The following is a 23,557-nucleotide window of genomic DNA, read 5'->3' as shown; positions in this document are numbered from 1 at the left end:
GCGCACCGGCACCCGCGGCCGGTGAGCCGGCCGCCCCACCGCCGGCGGCACCCGCGCCGGCCCCGCAACCGCGCCCCTACCCGCAAGAGCCGGCACCGTCACCCACCCCCGCACCACCCGCGCCTGCGCCCAGCCAGCCGCCGACGGCGGTCCCGGCTCCACCCGCTCCCGGGCAACCGGCCCCGCCCGCGGCACCGGCCCCGCCGGACCCCCGCAAGGACCTCGCGGCGCGCATCAGCTTCGAGAAGCAACTGCGGCAGAGCACCAACCAGAACCTGCTGCTGATCGCGGTGCAGTACATGGCGGGCAAGTGCGACGAGCCGGACATCCTGGCCGGTAACGACGACCCGAACCTGCCGCTGGTCGCGTGCTCGCAGGACCACAAGTACATCTATGTGCTGGACAAGTCGATCATCAGCGGCGACGAGATCAAGGACGCGTCCTCGGGCTTCGACCAGCAGAGCGGTGCCTATGTCGTCAACGTCGAGTTCAAGGACAAGGCGTCCACGACGTGGGCGGACTTCACCGCCGCCAACATCGGCACCCAGACGGCATTCACCCTGGACTCCCAGGTGGTCAGCGCCCCGCAGATCCGCGAGGCGATCCCCGGCGGGCGGACCCAAATCAGCGGCGGCAACCCGCCGTTCACCGCCGACACCGCCAAACAACTGGCCAACGTCCTGAAATACGGATCACTGCCGTTGTCCTTCGAGTCCTCGGAGGCCGAAACCGTCTCGGCGACCCTGGGATTGGCGTCGCTTCGGGCCGGCCTGATCGCGGGCGCGATCGGACTGGGGCTGGTGCTGCTGTACTCGCTGCTCTACTACCGGGTGCTGGGACTGTTGACGGCGCTGTCGCTCGTCGCCTCCGGCGCCATGGTGTTCGGCATCCTGGTGCTGCTCGGCAGATACATCAACTACACCCTCGACCTGGCCGGTATCGCCGGTCTGATCATCGGTATCGGCACGACCGCCGACTCGTTCGTGGTGTTCTTCGAACGCATCAAGGACGAGATCCGAGAAGGGCGTTCGTTCCGCTCGGCAGTGCCGCGCGGTTGGGCGCGCGCCCGTAAGACGATTCTGTCCGGCAACGCGGTCACCTTCCTGGCCGCCGCGGTGCTGTACTTCCTGGCCGTCGGTCAGGTGAAGGGCTTCGCCTTCACCCTCGGCTTGACGACGATTCTCGACGTCGTCGTGGTGTTCCTGGTGACCTGGCCGCTGGTGTTCCTGGCGTCGAAGTCGACGACGATGGCCAAACCGGCGTTCAACGGTCTCGGCGCGGTGCAGCAGATCGCCCGAGAACGGCGAGCCGCCGCCACTGCGACGGGACGGAGGTAACTCCCATGGCCAAAGACACCGCAGCGGACACTGCAGAAGACACGGCATCCACCGCCGTCGAAGCACCCGACCTGGAAGCGGCCGGCGCCGGCGCGCCCAAGCACGGCTTCTTCGTCCGCCTCTACACCGGCACGGGTGCCTTCGAGGTCATCGGTAAACGCAAGCTCTGGTATGCGGTCAGCGGGCTGATCGTCCTGGCCTGCATCGCAAGCATCGCGCTGAAGGGCTTCACCTTCGGTATCGATTTCGAGGGCGGCACGAAGGTCGGCATGCCGGTTGCCGGCCAGAACGGCACCGCGACAACCCAGCAGGTGGAAGACGTCTTCTCCAAGACGCTGGGCCGGGCGCCGGGATCGGTCGTGCTGGTCGGCAACGGCAGCTCCGCCACGGTGCAGATTCGCTCGGAGGCGCTGACCAACCAGGAGACCGAGCGGCTTCGCGACGCGCTGTTCGAGGCGTTCAAGCCGAAGGCCGGCAACGGTCAGCCCGACAAGGCGACGATCAGCGACTCCGCGGTCTCGGAGACCTGGGGCGACCAGATCACCAAGAAGGCGCTGATCGCGCTTGCGGTGTTCCTGGTGCTCGCGGCGATCTACATCACCTTCCGTTACGAGCGGTACATGGCGATGTCGGCGTTGCTGACGCTGGTGTTCGACCTCGTCGTCACGGCCGGGGTGTACTCGATCGTCGGCTTCGAGGTCACGCCGGCGACGGTGATCGGTCTGCTCACAATCCTGGGCTTCTCGCTGTACGACACGGTCATCGTGTTCGACAAGGTCGAGGAGAACACCCACGGGTTCGAGCACACCACCCGAAGAACGTTCGCCGAACAGGCCAACCTCGCGGTGAACCAGACCTTCATGCGATCGATCAACACCAGCCTCATCTCGGTGCTACCGATCGTCGCGCTGATCGTGGTCGCGGTGTGGCTGCTCGGTGTCGGCACGCTGATGGACCTGGCGCTGGTGCAGCTGGTCGGTGTCATCGTCGGCACCTACTCGTCGATCTTTTTCGCGACCCCGCTGCTGGTGACGCTGCGCGAGCGCACCGACCTGGTGCGCACGCACACCCGCCGGGTGCTCAACCGCCGCAAGCCGTCCGCGACGGCCGGCGATGTCGTCACCGGGGGAGCCGCGGATCTGGACGAGGCCGCCGGCGCGGTCCCGGCCGAGGCGGCCATCGGGGGGACTCCCGCGGTCGGCAACAAGCCCTCGCCGGGTGCCCGTCCGGCCCGCCCGGGCCGGCCGACGGGCAAACGCAGCCCCCGCGGGCGATAGCGCACCATGGCAGTCAGGCGCAGGCGCGCCGCCGCTGTCGCAGTGGCCGCCGTCCTGGGGGTGCTCGCGCCGAGCGTCCTGACGTCGTGTTCGGGTAGCCCGGCGGACCAGATCAACTACGCCGTCGACGGCATGCTGCTCACCTACAACACCAATACGGTGCGCGGGGCGGCCTCGGCGGGTCCGCAGGCCTTCGCGCGGGTGCTGACCGGTTTCAATTTCCACGGGCCCGACGGCCAGGTGCTGGCCGATCACGACTTCGGGTCGGTGTCGGTGGTGGGCCGCGATCCCCTGGTCCTGGACTACCAGATCGCCGACAACGCCGTGTATTCCGACGGCAAGCCGGTGACCTGTGACGACATGGTGCTGGCGTGGGCGGCGCAGTCGGGGCGGTTCCCGGCGTTCGATGCCGCCAGCCGCGCCGGCTACCTGGACATCGACACCGTGGACTGCCAGCCGGGCCAGAAGAAGGCCCGGGTCACGTACTTTCCGGGCCGCGCCGTCACCGACTACCTGCAGTTGTTCACCGCCACCTCGATGATGCCGTCGCACGTGCTCGGCGACGTCCTCGGCGTCGATGTCACCCGGACCATCCAGGGCGGCGACCCTGCCGCCATCGACCGCATCGCCCAGGCGTGGAACACGGTGTGGGATCTCAAGCCCGGCCTGAGCGCCGACGACCTCAAGCGCTTTCCGTCGTCGGGGCCGTACAAGATCGACGCGGTGCTGCCCGAGGGCGCGGTGGTCCTCACCGCCAATGACCGCTGGTGGGGCGCCAAGCCGATCACCAAGCGGATCACGGTGTGGCCGCGCGGCGTCGACGTACAAGACCGCATCAACAGCGGCACGTTCCAGGTGGTCGACGTGGCCACCGGATCGTCGGGCACGCTGACCACCCCCGACGGCTACGACCGCCGCGAGCTGCCGTCCGGCGGGATCGAGCAGCTGATCTTCGCCCCGGCCGGACCCTTGGCCGCGACGCCGGCCCGCCGCGCGGTGGCGCTGTGCACCCCGCGCGACCTGATCGCGTTGAACGCCGAGACGCCGATTTCGAATGCCCGCCTCAATCCCGCCACCGACGACGCCTTCAGCGGCATCGAAGGGGTGGCGATCGGCCCTCAGTTCGGTGCGGCCAACCCCGACGCCGCCCGCGATGCGCTCGGCGGCCAGCCGCTGACCGTGCGGATCGGCTACCAGGCGCCCAATCCGCGGCTGGCGGCCACCGTCGGCGCGATCACCAAGTCGTGCGCGGCGGCCGGTATCACCGTCGTCGATGCGACGTCGGAGTCGGCGGGCCCGCAGGCGCTGCGTGACGGCCAGCTCGACGTCCTGCTGGCCAGCACCGGCGGCGCGACCGGCAGTGGCTCGACCGGGTCGTCGGCGCTGGATGCCTACACGCTGTTCGCCGGCAACGGCAACAACTTGCCGCGGTACTCCAATCCGCAGATCGACGGCATCATCTCGGCGCTGGCGATCACCTCCGATTCGAAGGAACAGGCCAGGTCGCTGGCCGACAGTTCCCCGATTCTGTGGGGCGACATGCCGACCCTGCCGCTGTACCGTCAGCAGCGCACCATGCTGGTATCGAAGAAGATGTACGCCGTCGAGGGCAATCCCACCAAGTGGGGCGCGGGCTGGAACATGGACAGGTGGGTGTTCGAGAAGTGACGTCTTCTTCGGAGCCGGAAGGCCGGCGACACAGCGCCTCGGCGGTGGCCGACGTCCTCACGGCACTCATCCGGGAGGTGCCGGACTTCCCGGAGCCGGGCATCCAATTCAAGGACCTCACCCCGGTGCTGGCCGACCGGCACGGTCTGGCCGTCATCACCGCGGCGATGGCCGAGATCGCCGAGGGTGCCGATCTGGTGGCCGGCATCGATGCCCGTGGATTCCTGCTCGGCGGCGCGGTCGCCCATCGGCTCGGTATCGGCGTGCTGGCCGTCCGCAAAGGCGGGAAGCTGCCTCCGCCGGTGCACAGCGAGACCTACACGCTCGAATACGGCACGGCCACATTGGAGATCCCGGCCGACGGGATCGAGCTGGCCGGGCGGCGCGTGGTCATCATCGACGACGTGCTCGCCACCGGGGGAACCCTGGCCGCGGCGCGTTCCCTGCTGGCGGCAAGTGGGGCGGAGGTGTCCGCTGCCGCGGTGGTGCTGGAACTGCCCGGCCTCGGCGGGCGCGAGAAGGTGGCGCCGCTGCAGGTGACCAGCCTGCAAACCATCTGAGCCGGTTGATGTCCCGGGCGGCCGGGCGCGGGGTTCTCGCCGCACTGGGCACGCCGGCCACTCTCCCGCGGACGGGGAGATATCCTCGAAGTCGGTCCTGGTGGCGAGGAGGTGCGGCATGGCAGACGACAATGCGTCGCTGACCGCCGCGCCGGCGCCGGTGTCCGACGTCCCGCCCGCCGAGCCGCGGACCGAAACTCCCAAAACCACCAGCAGCGCCTCGCGGCGGGTCCGCGCCCGGCTCGCACGGCGGATGACGTCGCAGCGCAGCACCGTCAACCCGGTCCTCGAACCGCTGGTGGCCGTCCACCGGGAGTTCTACCCCAAGGCCGACCTGGCGATCCTGCAGCGCGCCTATGAGGTCGCCGAGGCCAAGCACGCCGATCAGCTGCGCCGCTCCGGCGATCCCTACATCACCCACCCGCTGGCCGTCGCGAACATCCTCGCCGAACTCGGCATGGACACCATCACGCTGGTGGCCGCGCTGCTGCACGACACCGTGGAGGACACCGGTTACGCCATGGAGGCGCTGACCGCCGACTTCGGCGAGGAGGTCGCCCACCTGGTGGACGGGGTGACCAAGCTGGACAAGGTCGCGCTGGGCACCGCCGCCGAGGGCGAGACCATCCGCAAGATGATCATCGCGATGGCGCGCGATCCGCGGGTGTTGGTCATCAAGGTCGCCGACCGGCTGCACAACATGCGCACCATGCGGTTCCTGCCGCCGGAGAAGCAGGCCCGCAAAGCTCGCGAGACGCTGGAAGTGATTGCCCCCCTTGCCCATCGGCTGGGGATGGCGACGGTCAAGTGGGAACTCGAGGATTTGTCGTTCGCGATCCTGCACCCCAAGCGTTACGAGGAGATCGTCCGGCTGGTCGCCGACCGCGCACCGTCGCGGGACACCTACCTGGCCAAGGTCCGCGTCGAGATCAACAGCGCGCTGTCGGGGATGAAGATCAACGCCAGCGTGGAGGGCAGGCCGAAGCACTACTGGTCGATCTACCAGAAGATGATCGTCAAGGGCCGCGACTTCGACGACATCCACGACCTGGTCGGTGTGCGGATCCTCTGTGAAGAGATCCGCGACTGTTATGCCGCTGTCGGCGTTGTGCATTCGCTGTGGCAGCCGATGCCCGGCCGGTTCAAGGACTACATCGCCCAACCCCGTTTCGGGGTGTACCAGTCGCTGCACACCACGGTCGTCGGACCGGAAGGCAAGCCGCTGGAGGTGCAGATCCGCACTCGCGACATGCACGACACCGCGGAGTTCGGCATCGCGGCGCACTGGCGCTACAAGGAATCCAAGGGCCGCAACGGTGTTCCGCACCCGCACAGCGCCGCCGAGATCGACGAGACGGCCTGGATGCGACAGCTTCTGGACTGGCAGCGGGAAGCCGCGGACCCCGGCGAGTTCCTGGAGTCGCTGCGGTACGACCTTGCGGTGCAGGAGATCTTTGTGTTCACCCCGAAGGGCGACGTGGTCACCCTGCCGGCCGGTTCGACGCCGGTGGACTTCGCGTACGCGGTGCACACCGAGGTCGGCCACCGCTGCATCGGCGCCCGGGTCGACGGCCGGCTTGTGGCGCTGGAACGCAAGCTCGAAAACGGTGAGCGGGTGGAGGTTTTCACCTCCAAGGCGCCCAATGCCGGGCCGTCCCGCGACTGGCAGGGCTTCGTGGTGTCCCCGCGGGCCAAGGCCAAGATCCGGCAGTGGTTCGCCAAGGAGCGCCGCGACGAGGCGCTGGAGGCCGGCAAGGACTCGATCGCACGCGAGGTGCGCCGTGGCGGCCTGCCGTTGCAGAAACTGGTCAACGGTGAGGCGATGTCGGCGCTCGCCCAGGAACTCCGCTACGCCGACGTCTCGGCGCTGTACACCGCGGTCGGTGAGGGTCATGTATCGCCGCGGCATGTCGTGCAGCGGCTGGTGGCACAGCTCGGCGGCGCCGAGAGTGCCGAAGACGAACTGGCCGAGCGCTCCACGCCGGCGACCATGCCGGTGCGCCAGCGCAGCAGCGACGACACCGGGGTCGCCGTGCCCGGTGCGACCGGGGTGCTGACCAAGCTGGCCAAGTGCTGCACTCCGGTTCCCGGCGACAACATCATGGGCTTCGTCACCCGGGGTGGCGGGGTCAGCGTGCACCGCACCGACTGCACGAATGCCGCGTCGCTGCAACAGCAGTCGGAACGCATCATCGAGGTGAACTGGGCGCCGTCACCGACTTCGGTGTTCCTGGTGGCCATTCAGGTCGAGGCTCTTGATCGGCACCGGCTGCTCTCCGATGTCACGAGGGTGCTGGCCGACGAACGCGTGAACATCCTGTCGGCGTCGGTCACCACATCCAACGATCGAGTTGCGGTGAGCCGCTTCACGTTCGAGATGGGTGATCCCAAGCATCTCGGTCACGTGCTCAACGCGGTCCGCAATATCGAGGGTGTCTACGACGTGTACCGGGTGACGAGCGCGGCCTGATCGGTATAGCGGCCGGTTACGGCCCGCCGTTGACGTACCAGGACAGGCACCCGGGATGGTCGTGGCAGGCGATGATCGCGGTGGCATCCGGTGCGGCGCCGCGCACGTGCGGCTGAGTCGACGGCAGGCTGCAGCTCTTCAGGTACGGATTCCACGGGATCACGCCGTCGTAGCAGCCCTGCGCGACGGGCGTGGCCTGGCTCGACGGGGTGTCGAGCAGCGCGGTGGGTGCGAATAGGAGGGCGGTCGCGCCCAGGACAACACGAACCGTTCTGTGCAAACCAATAGACATAACGTGGTGTCCAACGTGTCTGCGCCGCAGATTATTTCGTCGCGGATGGCGGAATATTCGGGCGCCGCAACGTTCTTGTATTCATACGTGTTCTCAGGTGCCAAGACTTACTTGGAAAGAGATTGACTATGAAGCGTTTTCACGTGTTGTCCGCCACTATCGGAGCCGGTGCGTTGGTCTCCCTCGGAGCCTTCGCCGCGGTAGCGGCCAATCCCCAGACACCCGGTTCGCTCATCAGCTCGGAGATGTCGACCGGGGTCACGGTCACTCAGTCGCCGGATCAGCCCAAGGGCCAGCTTCCCGCTGCGACCCCCGCGATCAAGGGGCCGGCGCCGCTGCCGACCGAAGAGCAGGGCCTGCCCGGCTGACGGCCGGCGTCAGTTCAGCCGGATCGACTTGATCGTCACCGGCCTGGCCGGCTTGCCGTCGTCGGAACCGCCGGAGATGCCGGTGGCGGCGATGTCGTCGATGACGCCCCAACCGGTCTTGTCGACCTGGCCGAACGCCGTGTACGTCGGCGGCAGCATCGAGTCGCGGTAGACGATGAAGAACTGGCTGCCGTTGGTGTCCGGCCCGGCGTTGGCCATGGCCAGGGTCCCGCGCGGATACTTCACGGCCTGTCGCAGTGCCGGATCGAACGGGCGGAACTGGTTCGTCGGGTACTCGTTGGCGAACCGGTACCCGGGACCGCCCGTACCCTGGCCGGTCGGGTCGCCGCACTGCAGCACCGACAGCGACGGCAAGTGGGTCAGCCGGTGGCACGGCGTGTTGTCGAAGTAGTTCTGCCGGACCAGACTTTCGAAGCTGTTCACCGTGCACGGCGCCTTGGCGTTGTCGAGATGGATGACGATCGGGCCGGCGTTGGTGACCACGGTCGCGTCCACGGTCGCCGGCGTGGTCGACACTTTTCCTGCGACCGGCGGCTTGACCGGCTTGTCGGCCGGGGTCGCGGTGGCCGGGTACTGGCAGTTCGCGCCTAGCGTGGCCGGCGGATTGAACGGCGGGAGCGCTCCGCTGCCACCCGGGAGGGTACGCGGGATGCCCGCCCCGCCGCTCTTCTCCAGCTCCCGGCCCATCCACGAGAAGAACGCCACCCCGGCGACGATCACCACGATGCTCACGACGGTCATCAGGTAGCTGATCACCAGCCCGGCGATCGCCAGACCCCGCCCGTCCTCGCCGGTCTTCTTGATCTGCGACAGCGAGACGTGGCCGAAGATGATGCCCAGCGGTGCGAACAGGAACGCGCAGATCAGTGACGCGATCGCCATCCCGTTGGTCGGCTTCGGCGCCGGATAGGGATACGGACCGGGCCCGTACGGCGGACCGTACGGCGGCGGGTAGTAGGGCGGAGGCTGGCTCATGCGGTGCCCTGGCAAGCGTCGCTCATCGTCGGCTAGTCCAACAGGATCGACTTGACCCGCACGTCGGTTGCCGGCTTGCCGTCCTGACCACCGCCGGCGACACCGGCCGCCGCGATCTTGTCCAGCGTCGCCAGGCCGGTCGCGTCGATGGTGCCGAACGCGGTGTAGTTGGGCGGCAACTGCGAATCCTTGTAGACCAGGAAGAACTGGCTTCCATTGGTGCCCGGGCCGGCGTTGGCCATGGCCAGCGTGCCGCGCGGATAGGTCACCGGCTGCTGCAGGGCAGGGTCATTCGCGGGGTACTGGTCGGTGGGGTATTCGTTCGCGAACTCGTAGCCGGGCCCGCCCGTGCCCTGGCCGGTCGGGTCGCCGCACTGCAGCACCGACAGCGTCGGCGAGGTGGTCAGCCGGTGGCAGGGGGTGTCGTTGAAGTACCCCTTCTGCGCCAGGCTGGCGAAGCTGTTGACCGTGCACGGCGCCTTCGCGTTGTCCAGCACCAGGCCCAGGTTGCCCTGGTTGGTGCTCATGCTGGCGGTCACCGTCGCCGGGCTGGTGGGAACCTTGCCGCTGTGGGGTGCGTCGACCTTCTTGGCGGCGGGCTCGGACGTGGCCGGGTACTGGCAGTTGGCGCCCAGGTTCGCGGCGGCCTTGAACGGCGGCAGACCGCCGGTGGCCGGGGGAGATGTGGACGGCGCGTCGGTCGCGACAGGGGCGGTGCTGGTGGCACCCGACGCGGTCTTGGTGTCCTTGCCGTCCTTGTTGGTAAGCACGAACGTGGCGATCAGGGCTGCGGCCACGGCGATCGCGACCACGCCGCCGATCACGACAAACAACCGCTGGCGCTTCTCCTGTTGAGCGCGGCGCTCCAGCTGCCGCTCGAGCTTGCGCTTGGCCGTCGCACGTCGCTGTTCGTTGGTGGGCACCGTGATGATCCTCCGTTGAGATCGGGTGAGTCGGCACCGAGTGTGCCAGTTGATGCTGAAGACACCGGCCACGACCCTCGCCAACAGGGGTGGGAAACTGGACAACGTGTTACTCACCGGGTTCCCGGCGGGCATGTTGGCATGCAATTGCTACGTGCTGGCCCCACGCGCCGGGGCGGACGCGATCGTCGTCGACCCGGGGCAGCGAGCTTTTGCGACCCTGCGCCGCATTCTCGACGAGAACCGGCTGACCCCGGCCGCAGTCCTGCTCACCCACGGGCACATCGACCACATCTGGTCGGCGCAGAAGGTGGGTGACACCTTCGGCTGCCCGGTGTACATCCACCCCGAGGATCGATTCATGCTCTCCGATCCGATCCGCGGATTCGGGCCGCGCATCGGCCAGATCGCGCTGGGCGCGTTGTTCCGCGAGCCCAGACAGGTCGTCGAGCTGGACCGCGACGGGGACAAGATCGACCTCGGCGGCATCACGGTGACCGTCGATCACACGCCCGGCCACACCAAGGGGTCGGTGGTGTTCAGGGTCGATCGGGCTTCCGGACGCGACCCGATGGCGTTCACCGGTGACACCTTGTTCAAAGAAACTGTCGGCCGCACCGACCTGCCGGGTGGCAGCGGGAGGGATCTCCTGAGCTCGATCGTCGACAAACTGTTGGTGCTCGACGACGACACCCTGGTATTACCGGGCCACGGTGAATCCACCACCATCGGCCTCGAACGCCGTACCAACCCCTTTCTCGAAGGTTTGACGTGAGCGAATTCCAGGCGCCCAAGGGTGTCCCTGACTACCTGCCGCCCGAGTCCGCCGAGTTCGTCGCGGTCCGTGATGGTCTGCTGCGGACCGCCCGGCTGGCCGGCTACGGCGACGTCGAGCTGCCGATCTTCGAAGACACGGCGCTGTTCGCCCGCGGGGTGGGCGAATCCACCGATGTGGTGTCCAAGGAGATGTACACCTTCGCCGACCGCGGCGAGAGGTCGGTGACGCTGCGCCCCGAGGGCACCGCGGGAGTGATGCGCGCGGTCATCGAGCATGGTCTGGACCGGGGCGCCCTTCCGGTCAAGCTCTGCTACGCGGGCCCGTTCTTCCGCTACGAGCGCCCGCAGGCCGGTCGATACCGGCAGCTGCAGCAGGTCGGGGTCGAGGCCATCGGCGTCGACGACCCGGCGCTGGACGCCGAGGTGATCGCCGTCGCCGACGCCGGTTTCCGGTCATTGGGACTGGACGGCTTCCGCCTCGAGATCACCTCGCTGGGTGACGACACCTGCCGGCCGCAATACCGGGAGTTGTTGCAGGAGTTTCTGTTCACGCTCGACCTGGACGAAGACACCCGGCGCCGGGCGGAGATCAACCCGCTGCGGGTGCTCGACGACAAGCGGCCCGCGATGCGGGAGGCGACCGCCGACGCGCCGGTGATGCTCGACCACCTTTCCGATGGGGCCAAGCAGCACTTCGATACCGTGCTGGCGCATCTCGATGCACTCGGCGTGCGGTACGTGGTCAATCCGCGGATGGTGCGGGGCCTGGACTACTACACCAAGACCACATTCGAGTTCGTGCACGACGGCCTCGGAGCGCAATCGGGTATCGGCGGCGGCGGCCGGTATGACGGGTTGATGCGTCAGCTCGGTGGCCAGGACCTGTCGGGTATCGGGTTCGGCCTCGGCGTCGACCGGACCGTTCTGGCGTTGCGGGCCGAAGGCAAGACGGTCGGAAACCCAAGCCGCTGCGACGTTTTCGGGGTGCCGCTGGGTGAGCAGGCGAAGTTGGTGGTGGCGACGCTGGCGGCGGCTCTGCGCGCCGAGGGGGTGCGCGTCGACTTGGCGTACGGCGACCGCGGCCTCAAGGGGGCGATGCGTGCGGCTGATCGCTCAGGCGCGCGCATCGCCGTGGTGGCAGGCGACCGGGACATCGAGGCCGGCACCGTGGGCGTCAAAGATCTCGCCACCGGCACGCAGGTTGATATCCCGGTCGACTCGCTTGCCGCAGAAGTGATTACGCGGCTGGCCTAGAACAGGCCAGCCGCGCTCTCGGTTCGTACGTTGTCAGCCCGCAGGGCACAGATCGGTCTTGGCGAAGTTGATCGCCGCATCCGCCTGGGCGTGGCTGATTTGACCTGAGTTCTTGAAGTAGGTCTGCGACAGCTCGTTCGGGTCTGCACCCTGCGCGAGCGCCGAGCAGATGGTGTGACCATCGGCGATCAGCGCCGCCTGGTCGCCGGCGATACCGGCGCTGGTCAGATCCTTGATGTAGTCGGCCTCGGCGTTGGTGATCGCCCAGGCAGACGGCGCGCCGGCCAGCGCGATAGCCCCGGCGGCAGCAGCCGCCGTCAACAAACCTTTGATCATTGTCATGTCCCTTGTGTGCATCGGAGTTACTGCTGCGGCAGAAGTTACTACGTTGCCAGCACATATGCAGGAAAAGGACAAGAATTTCCGGCATGGCAATAAAAGCCGAAAACTCGGCTATTCAAACAATGAATTCAAGTTGTGGGCCGTACGCCCCCCATTTAACCAATTCTCACCAGATTCTTGGCGCAACCTTGGCTGATTCGGGAACCGTGTCGTCTGCGCGGTCCGTTGGACAGTCATGAACACCGTGATCGGCGCCGAGGTCATCGAGGGCTACGTGAACAGCCGCCAATTGCGGCATTTCTGCGGTCACCACGACGATGAGGTTTTCTTTTTCGTGAACGCCTACCATGGCCGCCTTCATGTGCACTTGCAGCCGAGCGGTTCCGCGGTTCAGATCACCATCACCGCCGAACGCTATTACCCGGCCGATCACCGGGCCGGGGTCGCGGCGTTGGTGCAGCAATGGAACGGAGCCGGCACTTGCGCCACCGCCACGGTGTTCCCGTCCTCCGACCCCCGATTGGTCGGTGTGGTCGCCGAGCGACGATATCGCGCGACAGATGGCGAATTCGGCCCCTTCGCCGATCAGACGGTTCAGTCAGCGATCGATTTGTTCGGCCGACTCGGCGCCGTGGTGCCGTTGTCGTCCGACGGCACGCGTCTACTCGATGCCGGCTGACCTACGATAGTCGACGTACGAAATCCGTTGTCGCCGAGTCGGTTCAATCCGGTTCCGTCGCCTCGCGCCGACTTCCGAAGGTCATCCGGCTCAGCATCCGGTCGCGCAGCGTGAGCGTGTGCAACAGCACCGCCGAGACGTGCGCGGCAATCGCGGCCACCAGCAGGTAGGCGAGGACGGAGTGGGTCTGGCGCAGCAGGAAGAACAAGTCGGCGTCGAACGGCGCGATCCGCGGCAGCGGCACGAAACCGAACAGCACCACCGGTCGTCCGCTTGCCGACACCATCGCCCACCCCACCAGCGGCTGAGCCAGAAGCAGGATGTACAGCCCGATTTCGGAGCCGACGACCAGCAGCTGCTCGACGGACCCCACGGTGGCCGGCAGCGGCGGGGTGCGGTGGGTGAAACGGTTGGCCGCCCGGAACGCCACGACGATCAGGATGAGCGCCCCGAGCGTCACGTGCACACCCACCAGAGCGCCGTAGCCGCCCAGCGAATTGACCATCACGAACCCGATGAGCAGTGCGGCGAACACCAGGGCGGCGGTGAGCCAGTGCAGGATTCGGGTGCGGACCGGGTACCGCTCGACCGCCGTCATGCGCCGACCTCGTTCACCTGAACCGCCGACGGCGACGTCGGTTCGCCGGTGCGCTGGCGGTAGGACGCCGCATAGACATCGCTGCGGGCGGACAGCAGGGGATCCTCGGACGGTTCGATACCGTCCGGCAAGACCAGCGGATCGAAGTTGATGTCGCGGGCGTTGCCCGGCGCCTCGGTCGCCGCCGAGGTGAGGGTGAGCGTGCCCACCTCGATGCTGCGCCGGTCGTCGGGCCACGGCAGGGTGGGGTCGGTCAGCGGGTCGCCCGGCTCGGCGACGGTGACGAGTAGACGCCATCGCAGCGGCCCGTCGCGCAGCTGGCGCACCACCGCGTCGAACAATCCGTTGGCGTCGCCGGATCGTGGTGCGGGTGCGCCCTGCTGCGGTATGAGCGACCACCGCACCGCCGATCGGACGCCTGCATCGTTGACGAAATAGAAAGTGTTCAGGCCGCGAAAGGTGCTGTCACCGAAGCCGGCCGACGGCGGGTGGGCCTTGATGATCGCCATGGCGGCCGCGGTCTCCGGGTGAGCTGTCAGGAACGCTTTCATCGCGGCGGGGTCGGGCTGCTTGGTACCGGGGACGACCTTGGATGCGAGCAACCGGTCATAAAACCCGCGCGCGGAATTGTCCGGGAACACCGGCACGTTCAGCATCGCCGTGCGCCACTGCCCGCTATCGGGAAACCCGAATGCCAGCCCCAGGCCGCGGGCAGCGCCTGGGGTGTCGGCGACGTGGGGGTCACCGCCGGCGAGGGAGAACCGGCCGACGACGGGCACCTGTCCCTGTCGGAAAACGGTGGCGCGGCTGAGCTGTGTGCCGTTGCCGTTGCTCTCGAAATACCCGGTGACGACGACGCCTTTGGCGTGGTTCTTGCGGAACCCGAGGTGGCGTCCGTAGACGCTGAGGAACCCGTCGAGGAACGTTTTACGGGGGGACTCGGACCCGATCCACTTGTTGGCGTAGGCGACCGCGCCGAGGTCGACGGCCAAGAACGCGCCGACGGCCCCGAGCCCGACGAGAACCGATCGGCGGTTGACGGCGGTGTTCACTCCCCAGCGTGGACGGTTGGTCACTTAACCTGGGACGCGCCGTAGCAGGGATCGGTTCACTGTCGTGACGCAGCTCACGACCTGAAGTCTAGATCGCCATCGCCGCGCGGACGTCGGACTCCGACGCCGACCCGCCGGTGCCGTTGGACGTCACCCGCCCGGCCTCCAGGATGTAGTACCGCTGAGCCGATTCCAGCGCGAAACCGATGTGCTGTTCGACCAGCAGCACGCCGAGGTCGCCGCGGCGGGTGAGCGCGGTGATCGCCGCCTCGATCTCGGCGACCACCGACGGCTGAATGCCCTCGGTGGGTTCGTCGAGGATGAGGATCTTCGGGCTGGTGATCAACGCCCGTGCGATCGCCAGCTGCTGGCGCTGGCCGCCGGAGAGCAGACCGGCGCGGCGGGTCAGCAATTCCTTGAGCGCGGGGAACAGGTCGAGCTGTTCGTCGATCAGCTGCTTCCCTCCTTTGCGGCCGTCGGCGACGACCTGAAGGTTTTCGGCGGTGGTCAGCTGACCGAAGGACTGCTGGCCTTGCGGCACATAGGCCAGTCCGCGGGCCACTCGGGCGTTGGGACGCAGTTTGGTCACGTCCTCGCCGTTCAGCAGCACCTGGCCCGCGCTGCATTTCAGGAGGCCGACCGCCGCGCGAAGCAACGTCGTCTTGCCTGCCCCGTTGTGGCCCATCACGGCGGCCACGCCGTCGGACGGCACCTCGATGCTGACGGAGTGGATGACCTGAGAGCGTCCGTATCCGGTCCGGACATCGATGAGCTGCAACACTATTCGCTAGCCTCCAAGTCTCCGGCCGCGGCGGTGCCCAGGTAGACCTCTTGCACCTTCGGGTTGGCCTGCACCTCGGTGACCGACCCTTCGGCAATCACCTGGCCGCGGGCCAGCACCGTCACCGATGTCGCGAATGCCCGCATGAAGTCCATGTCGTGCTCGACGACCACGACGGTGCGCGAGGACCCGATGCGCCGCAACAGGTTTCCGGTTTCCTCGCGTTCCTCACCGCTCATTCCGGCGACGGGTTCGTCGAGCAGCAGCACGTCGGCGTTCTGCACCAGGAGCATGCCGATCTCCAGCCACTGCTTCTGTCCGTGGGCTAGCACGCCGGCGGGCCGGTCGGCCAGATCCGACAGACCGATGGTCTCCAGCGCCTCCTCGATGGCGGGCAGTACTCCGTGCCGCCTGCGCAGCAGTGTCCACCACGACCGGTCGGCACCCGCGGCGATGTCGAGGTTCTGCAGCACGGTCAGCTGCTCGAACACGCTGGCAGTTTGGAAGGTTCGTCCGACCCCGCGTCGGGCGATCTGATGGACCTTCTTGCCCAGCAGATCCACGCCCGACTTGTTGATCGACCCGGTGGCCGGCACCAGGCCGGTGATCGCGTCTATGACGGTGGTCTTGCCTGCCCCGTTGGGGCCGATCAAGAATCTCAGGTCGCCTTGGAACAGGGTGAGATCGACGTCGTTGACCGCCTTGAACCCGTCGAAGTCGACAGTGAGACCGCGCACTTCGAGGTATTCGGTCCCCATGCCGACATTGCCGCCGGCCACCGGTTCGGCGAGTTCGGTCATGTTGCCGCTCCTACGGTCTCGGCTTCCGCGTGTTGGGCGTCGCCCGCGGACGGGGCGCCCGGGGTGCGGCGGCGCCGGCGCAGCAGCGCTCCGACTCCGGCCAGGCCGGCGGGGAAGAAGCCGACGACGACGATGAACAGCAGTCCCTGTGCGTAGGTCCATCCGGACGGGAACCGTTCGGAGAAGGCGGTTTGCGCCCAGGCCACACCGATGGCGCCGAGGATCGGTCCGAGCAGCGTGGTGCGCCCGCCGATCGCGACGCCGATCAGGAATGCGATGGACGGCACGACGCCGACCTGAGCGGGCGTGATGAATCCGATGATCGGCGCGAACAGGGCACCGGCGACGCTGGTGAACAGCGCGGCCGCGGTGTAGGCGACGACTTTGATGGTGGCCGGGTCGTAGCCGAGGAAGCGGACCCGTTCCTCGCCGTCACGTACCGCGACCAGGAGTTCGCCGTAGCGGCTCTGCATCAGCTGGCGCACCACCGCCACCACCACCAGCAGCGTGCCGGCGGCGATGAAGTACAGCATCTGCCGGTTCACCGGGTCGGAGAGCCGGAACCCGAAGAACGTCCGGAAGCCGTTGAGCCCGTTGCTGCCACCCAGGGTGGCCTGTCCGACGAGCAGGATCGCCAATGCCGCGGCCAGCGCCTGGGACAGGATCGCGAAGTAGGCGCCCTTGACCCGGCGCTTGAAGACGCCGAGTCCGAGCAGCGCGGCGATGCCGGTCGGGATCACCACGATCGCCGCCATGGTGAAGGCGGCAGACGAGAACGGTTCCCAATACGACGGCAGCGCAGGGATTCCTGCGATCTGCATGAAGTCCGGCACCGGCTGTTTACGGATCTCGGCGTCGGCGATCTTGAGATGCATACCCATCATGTAGGCACCGAGGCCGAAGAACACACCCTGCCCCAGCGTGAGCATTCCGCCGCGGCCCCAGGCCAACCCGATGCCGGCGGCCACGATCGCGTAGCACAGGTACTGGCCCAGCAGGCCCAGCCGGAAGCTGGTGAGCATCGCCGGTGCGACGCCGAACAGAATGACGGCCGCGACCGCGAAGCCCGCCCAGGTCTGCCACCTGCCGACAAGGGTCCTCATACCAAACTCCTTGTCCGCACGGTGAACAGGCCTTGCGGGCGCGCCTGCAGGAAGATCACGATGACCACGAACACGATGACCTTGGCCAGCGACGCGGTGGTGCTGTACTCGATGAACGAGTTCATCAGGCCGAGTGCGAACGCGGCGATCACCGTGCCCTTGATCTGGCCGAGTCCGCCGACGACAACCACCAGGAAGGCGTCGATCAGATAGCTCTGGCCGATGGTCGAACTCGTCGACCCGATGAGCGTCAGCGCGACGCCGGCCACGCTGGCCAAGCCCGACCCGATGAAGAACGTGGTGATATCGGTTCGGCGGCTGGAAATGCCGCTTGTCTCAGCCAGATCGCGGTTCTGTACGACAGCCCGGATGCGGCGGCCCATCGGGCTGAGCTTGAGCACCGCGGCCAGCACGGCGACACAGACCACCGCAAGAACCAGGATGAAGATGCGGGTCTTGGGCACCACCGCGCCGAGGACCTCCACGCCGCCGGACAGCCATGCCGGTGCGGTGACGTTCACCGCGGGCGCGCCGAAGATGCTGCGCGCCGCCTGCTGCAAAATCAGCCCGACGCCGAATGTCACCAGCAAGGTGTCCAGCGGACGGTCGTACATCCGCTGGATCAGCGTGACTTCCAGGAGCACCCCGAGCAGGCCGCCGACCACGAATCCGACGATCAGCGAAAACAGCAGTGATGCCCCGGCATTCGAGATCACCTTCTGCACCACAAAAGCTGTGTAACAGCCGACCATGATGAATTCGCCGTGCGCCATGTTGATGACGCCCATCTGGCCGAACGTCAGCGACAGCCCCAGTGCGGCCAGCAACAGGATCGAGCCGAGGCTCAATCCCGTCGCCAGCTGTCCGACAAGGACTTCCATACTGTCTTAGCTTCCCGTCGCTCCGCTCGCCTCGGCTAACCCGACAGGCCCTTGGCCCAGGGGTAGGACTTCAGGTACGGATCGGGAGTGATCGGGCCGGGGGATTCCCAGATCGTGTAGATCAGCCCGTCGGGATGGATCTCGCCGATCCGTGCGGTCTTGGTGATGTGATGGTTCTCGCCATCGATGGTGACCAGACCCTCCGGGGCGTCGAACGTCACGCCGGCGCAGTTGTCCTGAATCGCCTTGACGTCGAACGACTTCCCCTTCTCAACGGTGTTCTTCCACAAGTAGACCGAAACGTAGGCGGCCTCCATCGGATCCGAGGTCACCCGGTTCTGGCCGTACTTGTCCTTGAACGCCTTGACGAACGCCTTGTTCACCGGGTTGTCCAGGGTCTCGTAATAGTTCCACGCGGTCAGCTGCCCGGCGATGTTCTGCGCGCCGATGCCCTGGACTTCCTCCTCGGCGATCGACACCGAGACCACCGGCATCTTCTGCGGCGTGAGTCCGGCGTTGGTGTACTCCTTGAAGAACGCCACATTGGAGTCGCCGTTGAGGGTGTTGAACACCGCACCGGCATTCGACGAGCGAACCTTGTTCACGATCGTGGAGAAATCCGTCGAGCCGAGCGGGGTGTAGTCCTCGCCCTTGATCTCGATGCCGTTGGCCGCGGCGTACGCCTTGATGATGCGGTTCGCGGTCTGCGGGAACACGTAGTCGCTACCCACCAGGTAGAGCGAGGTGATGCCCTTTTCCTTGAGGAAGTCGAGCGCAGGGACGATCTGCTGGTTGGTGGTGGCGCCGGTGTAGAAGATGTTCTTCGACGACTCCAGGCCCTCGTACTGCACGGGGTAGTAGAGCAGCGCGTTGTTGCTCTCGAAGACCGGCAACATGGCCTTGCGGCTCGAGGAGGTCCAGCCGCCGAACACCGCGGCTACGCAGTCGTTCTTGATCAGCTTCTCGGCCTTCTGCGCGAACACCGCGGGGTCGGACGCCCCGTCTTCACCGACGATCTGGACCTGCTTGCCCAGCACTCCGCCCTTGGCGTTGATCTCGTCGACCGCGAGCTTGATCGAGTCACGCACCGTGACCTCGGAGATGGCCATCGTGCCCGACAGCGAGTTCAGCGAACCCACCTTGATAGTGGGCCCGGACGTGTCAACGCATGAATCCGACTTTGCTGTGTCGGTGTCGGTGGCCTTGCTGCCGCAGCCGGACAGGATCAGGCCTGCCGTCACCGCCACGCCTGTCGCCGCCAAGAACGATCGATTCAATGCGGAGCGCCGGAGATGCATAAATGCCCTTTCATGTTGGGAAAGACAAGCATTGGGGCGCCGACAGACCTGCTGGCCCCCGAACCCACGGTTGGTGTCGACCCGGACGTTAGGACCATTAAGTTTCTGTGACATATCTGTGTGTGACGAACTTGTTAACCTGCTAGTCATTCGCTGGATGCCGCGGCAGGCCGACACGGGTAACGATGTCGGTAGCGTGGTCGATATGGCCGATATGCGAAATGTGACAGCAAGAGTCGGGGCGGCGCTGGTCCTGGCGGCCGCCGGTGTTGCAGCCACGCACGCCACGTCGAGCGCTGAGCCGGCGCCCGGACATCAGGTGACCTACACGCTTGCGACCGGCGGTACGTACGACTTCACGATCAGCTATCTGACGGCGCAGCCGCCCAGCAAGGACGCTTTCAACACGGACTCGACCGCGTTCATGAAGCGCGAGACCATCACGGTGTCGCCGGACGCGCCGTGGGTCTTCCAGACCACCCTCGATGACCCGCAGTGGGCATTCCTGCAGGTGTCGAGCACTACGCACGGCGGGCAGGGCGCCCCGAACGCGCACTGCGAGGTGTCCATCGACGGCCAGATCGCCGTCGCCCAGGACGCGCCCTACAGCCCGCAGTGCTACCTGGCCAAGTGGACGTCCTAGCTCACAGGCGCTTGCTGAAGAAGACCCGCCGAAAGCCGTCCTGGCCGGCGCGGTGGGTTTCCACGTAACCGAAACGCGGATACATCGCGATGTTCTCCGTCATCGCGGCATTGGTGTAGAGCCTGACCTCGGTCAGGCCGGCCGCGCGGGCGTCATCCTCGGCGCGGCGCAGTAGCACCGCCCCGTATCCACGGCCCTGGGCCTGTGGCGCCACAGCGATGGATTCCAGCAGCAGGTGGTCGTCCAGCACACAGGTGACCAGGCTGCCGGCCAGCTGGTCGGCGTCGGTCAGCACCCACACGGTGGCGTCGCTGATGAGTGCGGCGTAGTCGGCGTCCATTGGCGCCGGCCGACGGCCGATGCGCTCGACGTACTTCTCATATGCCCGTTCGGCGAGCTCAGCGATGGACGCGGCATCGGACGGTATCGCCCGGCGTAACGACGGTTCGGCCACTCAGCCACCGTAAGTATGTTGGGAGCGGTGGGCACCTCGATAGCACTCGTCGGTCCCGGCGCGATCGGTTCTACCGTCGCCGCGGTGTTGCATGCAGCCGGGCATGCGGTCACGGTGTGCGGGCATACCCGGCGCGATCAGATCGAGGTCCGGCCGGATGACAAGCAACCGATCGTGGTGCCCGGCCCGGTGCTGACCGACCCGGACGGCATCGACGCTCCGGTGGACCTGGTGTTCCTGGCGGTCAAGGATTCCCAGAACGAGCAGGCGGCCGGCTGGTTGCGGCGCCTGTGCGACGACCACACGATTGTCTGCGTACTGCAGAACGGTGTCGAACAGATCGAGCGCGTCGGCCGGTTCTGCCCGTCGGCGCATATCGTGCCCGCCGTCGTATGGTTTTCCGCGGAGCGGCAGCCGGACGAGTGGGTGCGGCTGCGCACCGAGGCGCGTCTGGTGTTGCCCGACAGTGCTGATGCGAAAAGCATTGCGGCGGTGTTCCGGTCGTCGGAAATGGTCGTCGAGATCGACCCCGACTTCACCACTGCGGCGTGGCGCAAGCTGTTGTTCAACGCACTCGCCGGCTTCATGGTGTTGGCCCGCCGGCGCTCAGGGATGTTCCGCCGCCCCGACATCGCGGCACTTGCGCGGCGCTACCTCGCCGAGTGCCTGGCCGTGGCCCGTGCGGAGGGTGCCCGACTGCCAGACACGGTCATCGACGAGGTGACCGACATGTTCGCCGCCGCACCCGAGGATCTGACCACGTCGATGCTCACCGACGCCGAAGCGCGCCGCCGGCTGGAATGGGACATCCGCAACAACGTCATCGTGCGCAAGGCCGCCGCGCACGGGTTGAGCACGCCGGTCGGCGACGTGTTGGTTCCGCTGCTGGCGGCCGCCAGCGACGGGCCCGGCTGACAAAGTGGCATCCTGGCCAGGTGGGGCTGATTTTCCGGTTGGTCGAGTTGCTGCTCGTGATCGTGCCGCTGGCCGGTGCGATTTACGCCGCGGTCAAGGGCGTTTCCGCGATCCGGCGGCAGAACGAGCCGGCGACCGAACCACCTACCGCGGCGCGGGACAACGCGAAAAGTCAAGCGGTGCAATGGCGCACGATCACCCGGGTGATCGACGAGCACAACCGGACCGACGCTCGCTGGCTGGAGTACGAACTCGATGCGGCCAAGCTGCTCGACTTCCCGGCGATGACCGACATGCGAGATCCGCTGACGGTGGCCTTCCACCGGGCCAAGTTACGTGCCGACCTGGTGCGCCCCGGCAAGGCCGAAGACCTGCTCGACGACGGCGATGCGGCGCGGCAGTATCTCGACGCCGTCGAGGCTTATGTGACCGCGTTCGAGGCCGCCGAGAACGAGGCACGACGGCGCCGCCGCGGTGACTTCTCCCGCCAGGATCAGCAGCGGCTGACCCGGGCGCAAAGCCTGCTGCGGGTGGCAGCCGATCGCGGCGCCACCCCGCAGGAGCGTGAACGTGCCTACGACCTGGCCTGCGGTGAGCTCGACGGCCTTCTCGTGCTGCCGGACCGGACCACCGCGGCCCTGGAACGGGGGATCGCCGGGGAGCTCGACGACTAGTCGAATTCGCTTACGCGGATTGGGCTTATCCCCAGTTCCGCATTCATCCATAGGTCGGTTTGGCGTCGGTCTTTTTGTCGGTGGGCGGGCGTAGTGTTTCGAACATGAGTTCGATAGCCGAGGCGTTGGATGCGCTGGACGCTGCGGTCGAACTCCTCGGTGCCGCCGATATCGAGGAACTGCCTGCGCCGCAACGCTTCGCGGCCATCGAGCGGCTGGAAAGTGCGGTGCGTCGCCAGGTCGCGGTCTCGCATGATCAGATCACCCATCTGGAGCGCTACGAGGGGTGCCCGCCGATCCCGATCGTGGTGGCCGATGTGTTGCGGATCAGCCGCGGCGCCGCCAAACGCCGACTGCGTGATGCCGAGCAGTTGATGCCGCGGACCACGTTGACCGGGCAGCCGTTGGCGCCACTGTTGCCGGAGACCGGGAAGGCCTGGGACGCCGGGCTTCTCGACGGTGAGCATGTGCGGGTGATTCAGAAGTTCTTCCGCGATCTGCCCGATCATGTCGGGCCGGTGGAGATCGAGAAGGCCGAACGCACCCTGGCCGAACACGCCCACACCATGCGGCCCGATCAGCTCGAGAAGATCGCCGACCGCCTCGCCACCCACCTCAACCCCGACGGCAGATTCTCCGAAGAAGACCGGGCCCGCAAGCGCGGCTTCCAATGGTGTGGCGGTCAACGCCCCGACGGCATGAGCGTCGCGAAGTTGGTAGCCGATCCAGAACTGCGGGCGATGCTGGATGCCTGGCTGGCGAAATTCGCCGCACCCGAACCCGACGACCCGCGCAACCACGCCCAGCGCCAACACGATGCGCTGGCCGAGTTGGTGCGCGGCCGCCTCGGTGCCCCCAAACTCGGCCAGCACAATGGTCTTCCCGTCACCGTGATCGTGTCGACGACCCTGCAGGAGTTGCAGGCCGGTGCCGGGCACGCCGTCACCGCGGGCGGCACCCTGCTCCCGATCACCGACCTGATCCGGATGGCCACCCCCGCCAACCACTACCTCGCCGTCTTCGACAGCGTCACCGGCCAATCACTGTGGCTGGGCCGCAGCAAGCGACTAGCGTCGGCTGACCAGCGCATCATGTTGCTGGCCAAATATCGCGGCTGCACTGCACCCGGCTGCACCGTCAACGGCTACAACACCCAGGTCCACCACGCCACCACAGACTGGAAACACGGCGGCAGCACCGACATCGACGACCTCACCCTGGCCTGCAAATGCGACAACCTCCTCGTCGAAAACGACGGCTGGACCACCCGCCAACTCGCCAACGGTCACACCGAATGGACCCCACCACCCGACGTACCCATGCGCGGCGGCACCAACGACTACCACCACCCCGAACGCCTCCTCGGGGAGTGGGAAGATCCGTGAACAGGTCCGCCGCGCCATTGACAGATCATC

The 23,557-nt window shown here is 67.0% G+C and carries 25 protein-coding genes; 13 read left to right on the top strand and 12 right to left on the bottom strand.

What is annotated here, in order from left to right; translation table 11 throughout:
• The 5 genes from secD to AB4879_RS06465 form a co-directional block, all read left to right on the top strand.
• Window positions 1-1,337 (top strand): protein translocase subunit SecD (gene secD, locus AB4879_RS06485; protein ID WP_370506919.1); only part of this gene is annotated, 1,337 nt, incomplete at its 5' end.
• Window positions 1,338-1,342: 5 nt separating this feature from the next.
• Complete coding sequence (gene secF, locus AB4879_RS06480) at window positions 1,343-2,614, top strand: protein translocase subunit SecF (RefSeq protein ID WP_102806722.1); 1,272 nt, start codon at window positions 1,343-1,345, stop codon at window positions 2,612-2,614.
• A gap of 6 nt (window positions 2,615-2,620) precedes the next feature.
• Window positions 2,621-4,282 (top strand): ABC transporter substrate-binding protein, encoded by a 1,662-nt coding sequence (locus AB4879_RS06475; protein ID WP_370506918.1) that lies wholly within the window; start codon window positions 2,621-2,623, stop codon window positions 4,280-4,282.
• Between the two features lie 44 nt (window positions 4,283-4,326).
• The gene (locus AB4879_RS06470) at window positions 4,327-4,842 is read left to right on the top strand and encodes an adenine phosphoribosyltransferase (RefSeq protein WP_370506936.1); all 516 of its coding nucleotides are present in this window, start codon (window positions 4,327-4,329) and stop codon (window positions 4,840-4,842) included.
• A gap of 118 nt (window positions 4,843-4,960) precedes the next feature.
• Window positions 4,961-7,312, top strand: coding sequence for a bifunctional (p)ppGpp synthetase/guanosine-3',5'-bis(diphosphate) 3'-pyrophosphohydrolase (locus AB4879_RS06465; RefSeq protein ID WP_102806726.1), 2,352 nt, complete (start codon window positions 4,961-4,963; stop codon window positions 7,310-7,312).
• Between the two features lie 16 nt (window positions 7,313-7,328).
• Here the strand turns inward: AB4879_RS06465 and AB4879_RS06460 are convergent, their stop codons facing one another.
• On the bottom strand, window positions 7,329-7,604 hold the full coding sequence (locus tag AB4879_RS06460; RefSeq protein ID WP_370506917.1) for a hypothetical protein: 276 nt from the start codon (window positions 7,602-7,604) through the stop codon (window positions 7,329-7,331).
• A 128-nt stretch (window positions 7,605-7,732) separates the two neighbouring features.
• Between AB4879_RS06460 and AB4879_RS06455 the strand changes: the two genes are divergently transcribed.
• A complete protein-coding gene (locus AB4879_RS06455) occupies window positions 7,733-7,972 on the top strand; it encodes a hypothetical protein (protein WP_370506916.1) in 240 nt (79 codons plus the stop codon).
• A 9-nt stretch (window positions 7,973-7,981) separates the two neighbouring features.
• Here AB4879_RS06455 and AB4879_RS06450 read toward each other — a convergent pair whose 3' ends face one another.
• Both AB4879_RS06450 and AB4879_RS06445 read right to left on the bottom strand, forming a co-directional pair.
• Window positions 7,982-8,968 carry a peptidylprolyl isomerase gene (locus tag AB4879_RS06450; protein WP_370506915.1) on the bottom strand — a complete coding sequence of 329 codons (987 nt, stop codon included), beginning with the start codon at window positions 8,966-8,968 and terminating at the stop codon, window positions 7,982-7,984.
• A 32-nt stretch (window positions 8,969-9,000) separates the two neighbouring features.
• The gene (locus AB4879_RS06445) at window positions 9,001-9,891 is read right to left on the bottom strand and encodes a peptidylprolyl isomerase (protein ID WP_370506914.1); all 891 of its coding nucleotides are present in this window, start codon (window positions 9,889-9,891) and stop codon (window positions 9,001-9,003) included.
• A gap of 106 nt (window positions 9,892-9,997) precedes the next feature.
• Between AB4879_RS06445 and AB4879_RS06440 the strand changes: the two genes are divergently transcribed.
• A complete protein-coding gene (locus AB4879_RS06440; protein WP_370506935.1) occupies window positions 9,998-10,666 on the top strand; it encodes an MBL fold metallo-hydrolase in 669 nt (222 codons plus the stop codon).
• Complete coding sequence (gene hisS / locus AB4879_RS06435) at window positions 10,663-11,922, top strand: histidine--tRNA ligase (RefSeq protein WP_370506913.1); 1,260 nt, start codon at window positions 10,663-10,665, stop codon at window positions 11,920-11,922. Before AB4879_RS06440 ends, hisS begins: the two co-directional genes overlap by 4 nt.
• Before the next feature lie 33 nt (window positions 11,923-11,955).
• On the opposite strand, the gene AB4879_RS06430 is transcribed toward hisS, so the two are convergent.
• Window positions 11,956-12,258: a DUF732 domain-containing protein gene (locus AB4879_RS06430; RefSeq protein WP_163789227.1), complete on the bottom strand. Its 303-nt coding sequence runs from the start codon at window positions 12,256-12,258 to the stop codon at window positions 11,956-11,958.
• Window positions 12,259-12,499: 241 nt separating this feature from the next.
• On the opposite strand from AB4879_RS06430, the gene AB4879_RS06425 reads away from it, so the two are divergent.
• Window positions 12,500-12,943, top strand: a complete 444-nt coding sequence (locus AB4879_RS06425) for a hypothetical protein (RefSeq protein ID WP_370506912.1) — start codon at window positions 12,500-12,502, stop codon at window positions 12,941-12,943.
• 43 nt (window positions 12,944-12,986) lie between these two features.
• Here the strand turns inward: AB4879_RS06425 and AB4879_RS06420 are convergent, their stop codons facing one another.
• The 7 genes from AB4879_RS06420 to urtA form a co-directional block, all read right to left on the bottom strand.
• On the bottom strand, window positions 12,987-13,541 hold the full coding sequence (locus AB4879_RS06420; RefSeq protein ID WP_370506911.1) for a cytochrome b: 555 nt from the start codon (window positions 13,539-13,541) through the stop codon (window positions 12,987-12,989).
• Entirely contained in the window at window positions 13,538-14,617 is a 1,080-nt protein-coding gene (locus AB4879_RS06415) for a catalase family peroxidase (protein ID WP_370506910.1), read from the bottom strand. Before AB4879_RS06415 ends, AB4879_RS06420 begins: the two co-directional genes overlap by 4 nt.
• Before the next feature lie 64 nt (window positions 14,618-14,681).
• The gene (urtE, locus tag AB4879_RS06410; protein WP_370506909.1) at window positions 14,682-15,374 is read right to left on the bottom strand and encodes an urea ABC transporter ATP-binding subunit UrtE; all 693 of its coding nucleotides are present in this window, start codon (window positions 15,372-15,374) and stop codon (window positions 14,682-14,684) included.
• Window positions 15,374-16,174, bottom strand: coding sequence for an urea ABC transporter ATP-binding protein UrtD (gene urtD, locus AB4879_RS06405; RefSeq protein ID WP_370506908.1), 801 nt, complete (start codon window positions 16,172-16,174; stop codon window positions 15,374-15,376). The genes urtE and urtD overlap by 1 nt, the downstream gene beginning before the upstream one ends.
• Window positions 16,171-17,277: an urea ABC transporter permease subunit UrtC gene (urtC, locus tag AB4879_RS06400; RefSeq protein ID WP_370506907.1), complete on the bottom strand. Its 1,107-nt coding sequence runs from the start codon at window positions 17,275-17,277 to the stop codon at window positions 16,171-16,173. The genes urtD and urtC overlap by 4 nt, the downstream gene beginning before the upstream one ends.
• Window positions 17,274-18,158: an urea ABC transporter permease subunit UrtB gene (urtB, locus tag AB4879_RS06395; protein WP_370506906.1), complete on the bottom strand. Its 885-nt coding sequence runs from the start codon at window positions 18,156-18,158 to the stop codon at window positions 17,274-17,276. The genes urtC and urtB overlap by 4 nt, the downstream gene beginning before the upstream one ends.
• A 35-nt stretch (window positions 18,159-18,193) precedes the next feature.
• On the bottom strand, window positions 18,194-19,456 hold the full coding sequence (gene urtA, locus AB4879_RS06390; protein WP_370506905.1) for an urea ABC transporter substrate-binding protein: 1,263 nt from the start codon (window positions 19,454-19,456) through the stop codon (window positions 18,194-18,196).
• Between the two features lie 205 nt (window positions 19,457-19,661).
• Between urtA and AB4879_RS06385 the strand changes: the two genes are divergently transcribed.
• On the top strand, window positions 19,662-20,099 hold the full coding sequence (locus tag AB4879_RS06385) for a hypothetical protein (protein ID WP_233209241.1): 438 nt from the start codon (window positions 19,662-19,664) through the stop codon (window positions 20,097-20,099).
• Between the two features lies 1 nt (window position 20,100).
• Here the strand turns inward: AB4879_RS06385 and AB4879_RS06380 are convergent, their stop codons facing one another.
• A complete protein-coding gene (locus AB4879_RS06380) occupies window positions 20,101-20,553 on the bottom strand; it encodes a GNAT family N-acetyltransferase (protein WP_370506904.1) in 453 nt (150 codons plus the stop codon).
• 27 nt (window positions 20,554-20,580) lie between these two features.
• Here AB4879_RS06380 and AB4879_RS06375 point away from each other — a divergent pair, with 27 nt between their 5' ends.
• The 3 genes from AB4879_RS06375 (at window position 20,581) to AB4879_RS06365 (ending at window position 23,527) form a co-directional block, all read left to right on the top strand.
• Entirely contained in the window at window positions 20,581-21,468 is an 888-nt protein-coding gene (locus AB4879_RS06375; protein ID WP_370506903.1) for an oxidoreductase, read from the top strand.
• Between the two features lie 20 nt (window positions 21,469-21,488).
• Window positions 21,489-22,142 (top strand): hypothetical protein, encoded by a 654-nt coding sequence (locus AB4879_RS06370; RefSeq protein ID WP_370506902.1) that lies wholly within the window; start codon window positions 21,489-21,491, stop codon window positions 22,140-22,142.
• A 104-nt stretch (window positions 22,143-22,246) separates the two neighbouring features.
• The gene (locus tag AB4879_RS06365) at window positions 22,247-23,527 is read left to right on the top strand and encodes an HNH endonuclease signature motif containing protein (protein ID WP_370506901.1); all 1,281 of its coding nucleotides are present in this window, start codon (window positions 22,247-22,249) and stop codon (window positions 23,525-23,527) included.
• Window positions 23,528-23,557: the final 30 nt, after the last annotated feature.

The sequence above is a fragment of the Mycobacterium sp. SA01 genome (assembly GCF_041287105.1).
Taxonomy (GTDB): domain Bacteria; phylum Actinomycetota; class Actinomycetes; order Mycobacteriales; family Mycobacteriaceae; genus Mycobacterium.
This window is presented reverse-complemented; position numbering and strand designations above follow the sequence as displayed.

What these genes read in the sequence shown, in the direction of transcription:
- AB4879_RS06420 (WP_370506911.1), bottom strand. Translation starts at nt 13,541, where the DNA reads ATGACGGCGGTCGAGCGGTACCCGGTCCGCACCCGAATCCTGCACTGG.
- AB4879_RS06465 (WP_102806726.1), top strand. Translation starts at nt 4,961, where the DNA reads ATGGCAGACGACAATGCGTCGCTGACCGCCGCGCCGGCGCCGGTGTCC.
- urtC (WP_370506907.1), bottom strand. Translation starts at nt 17,277, where the DNA reads ATGAGGACCCTTGTCGGCAGGTGGCAGACCTGGGCGGGCTTCGCGGTC.
- urtB (WP_370506906.1), bottom strand. Translation starts at nt 18,158, where the DNA reads ATGGAAGTCCTTGTCGGACAGCTGGCGACGGGATTGAGCCTCGGCTCG.
- AB4879_RS06365 (WP_370506901.1), top strand. Translation starts at nt 22,247, where the DNA reads ATGAGTTCGATAGCCGAGGCGTTGGATGCGCTGGACGCTGCGGTCGAA.
- urtA (WP_370506905.1), bottom strand. Translation starts at nt 19,456, where the DNA reads ATGCATCTCCGGCGCTCCGCATTGAATCGATCGTTCTTGGCGGCGACA.
- AB4879_RS06425 (WP_370506912.1), top strand. Translation starts at nt 12,500, where the DNA reads ATGAACACCGTGATCGGCGCCGAGGTCATCGAGGGCTACGTGAACAGC.
- secF (WP_102806722.1), top strand. Translation starts at nt 1,343, where the DNA reads ATGGCCAAAGACACCGCAGCGGACACTGCAGAAGACACGGCATCCACC.
- urtD (WP_370506908.1), bottom strand. Translation starts at nt 16,174, where the DNA reads ATGACCGAACTCGCCGAACCGGTGGCCGGCGGCAATGTCGGCATGGGG.
- AB4879_RS06455 (WP_370506916.1), top strand. Translation starts at nt 7,733, where the DNA reads ATGAAGCGTTTTCACGTGTTGTCCGCCACTATCGGAGCCGGTGCGTTG.
- AB4879_RS06475 (WP_370506918.1), top strand. Translation starts at nt 2,621, where the DNA reads ATGGCAGTCAGGCGCAGGCGCGCCGCCGCTGTCGCAGTGGCCGCCGTC.
- AB4879_RS06385 (WP_233209241.1), top strand. Translation starts at nt 19,662, where the DNA reads ATGGCCGATATGCGAAATGTGACAGCAAGAGTCGGGGCGGCGCTGGTC.
- AB4879_RS06430 (WP_163789227.1), bottom strand. Translation starts at nt 12,258, where the DNA reads ATGATCAAAGGTTTGTTGACGGCGGCTGCTGCCGCCGGGGCTATCGCG.
- AB4879_RS06450 (WP_370506915.1), bottom strand. Translation starts at nt 8,968, where the DNA reads ATGAGCCAGCCTCCGCCCTACTACCCGCCGCCGTACGGTCCGCCGTAC.
- AB4879_RS06460 (WP_370506917.1), bottom strand. Translation starts at nt 7,604, where the DNA reads ATGTCTATTGGTTTGCACAGAACGGTTCGTGTTGTCCTGGGCGCGACC.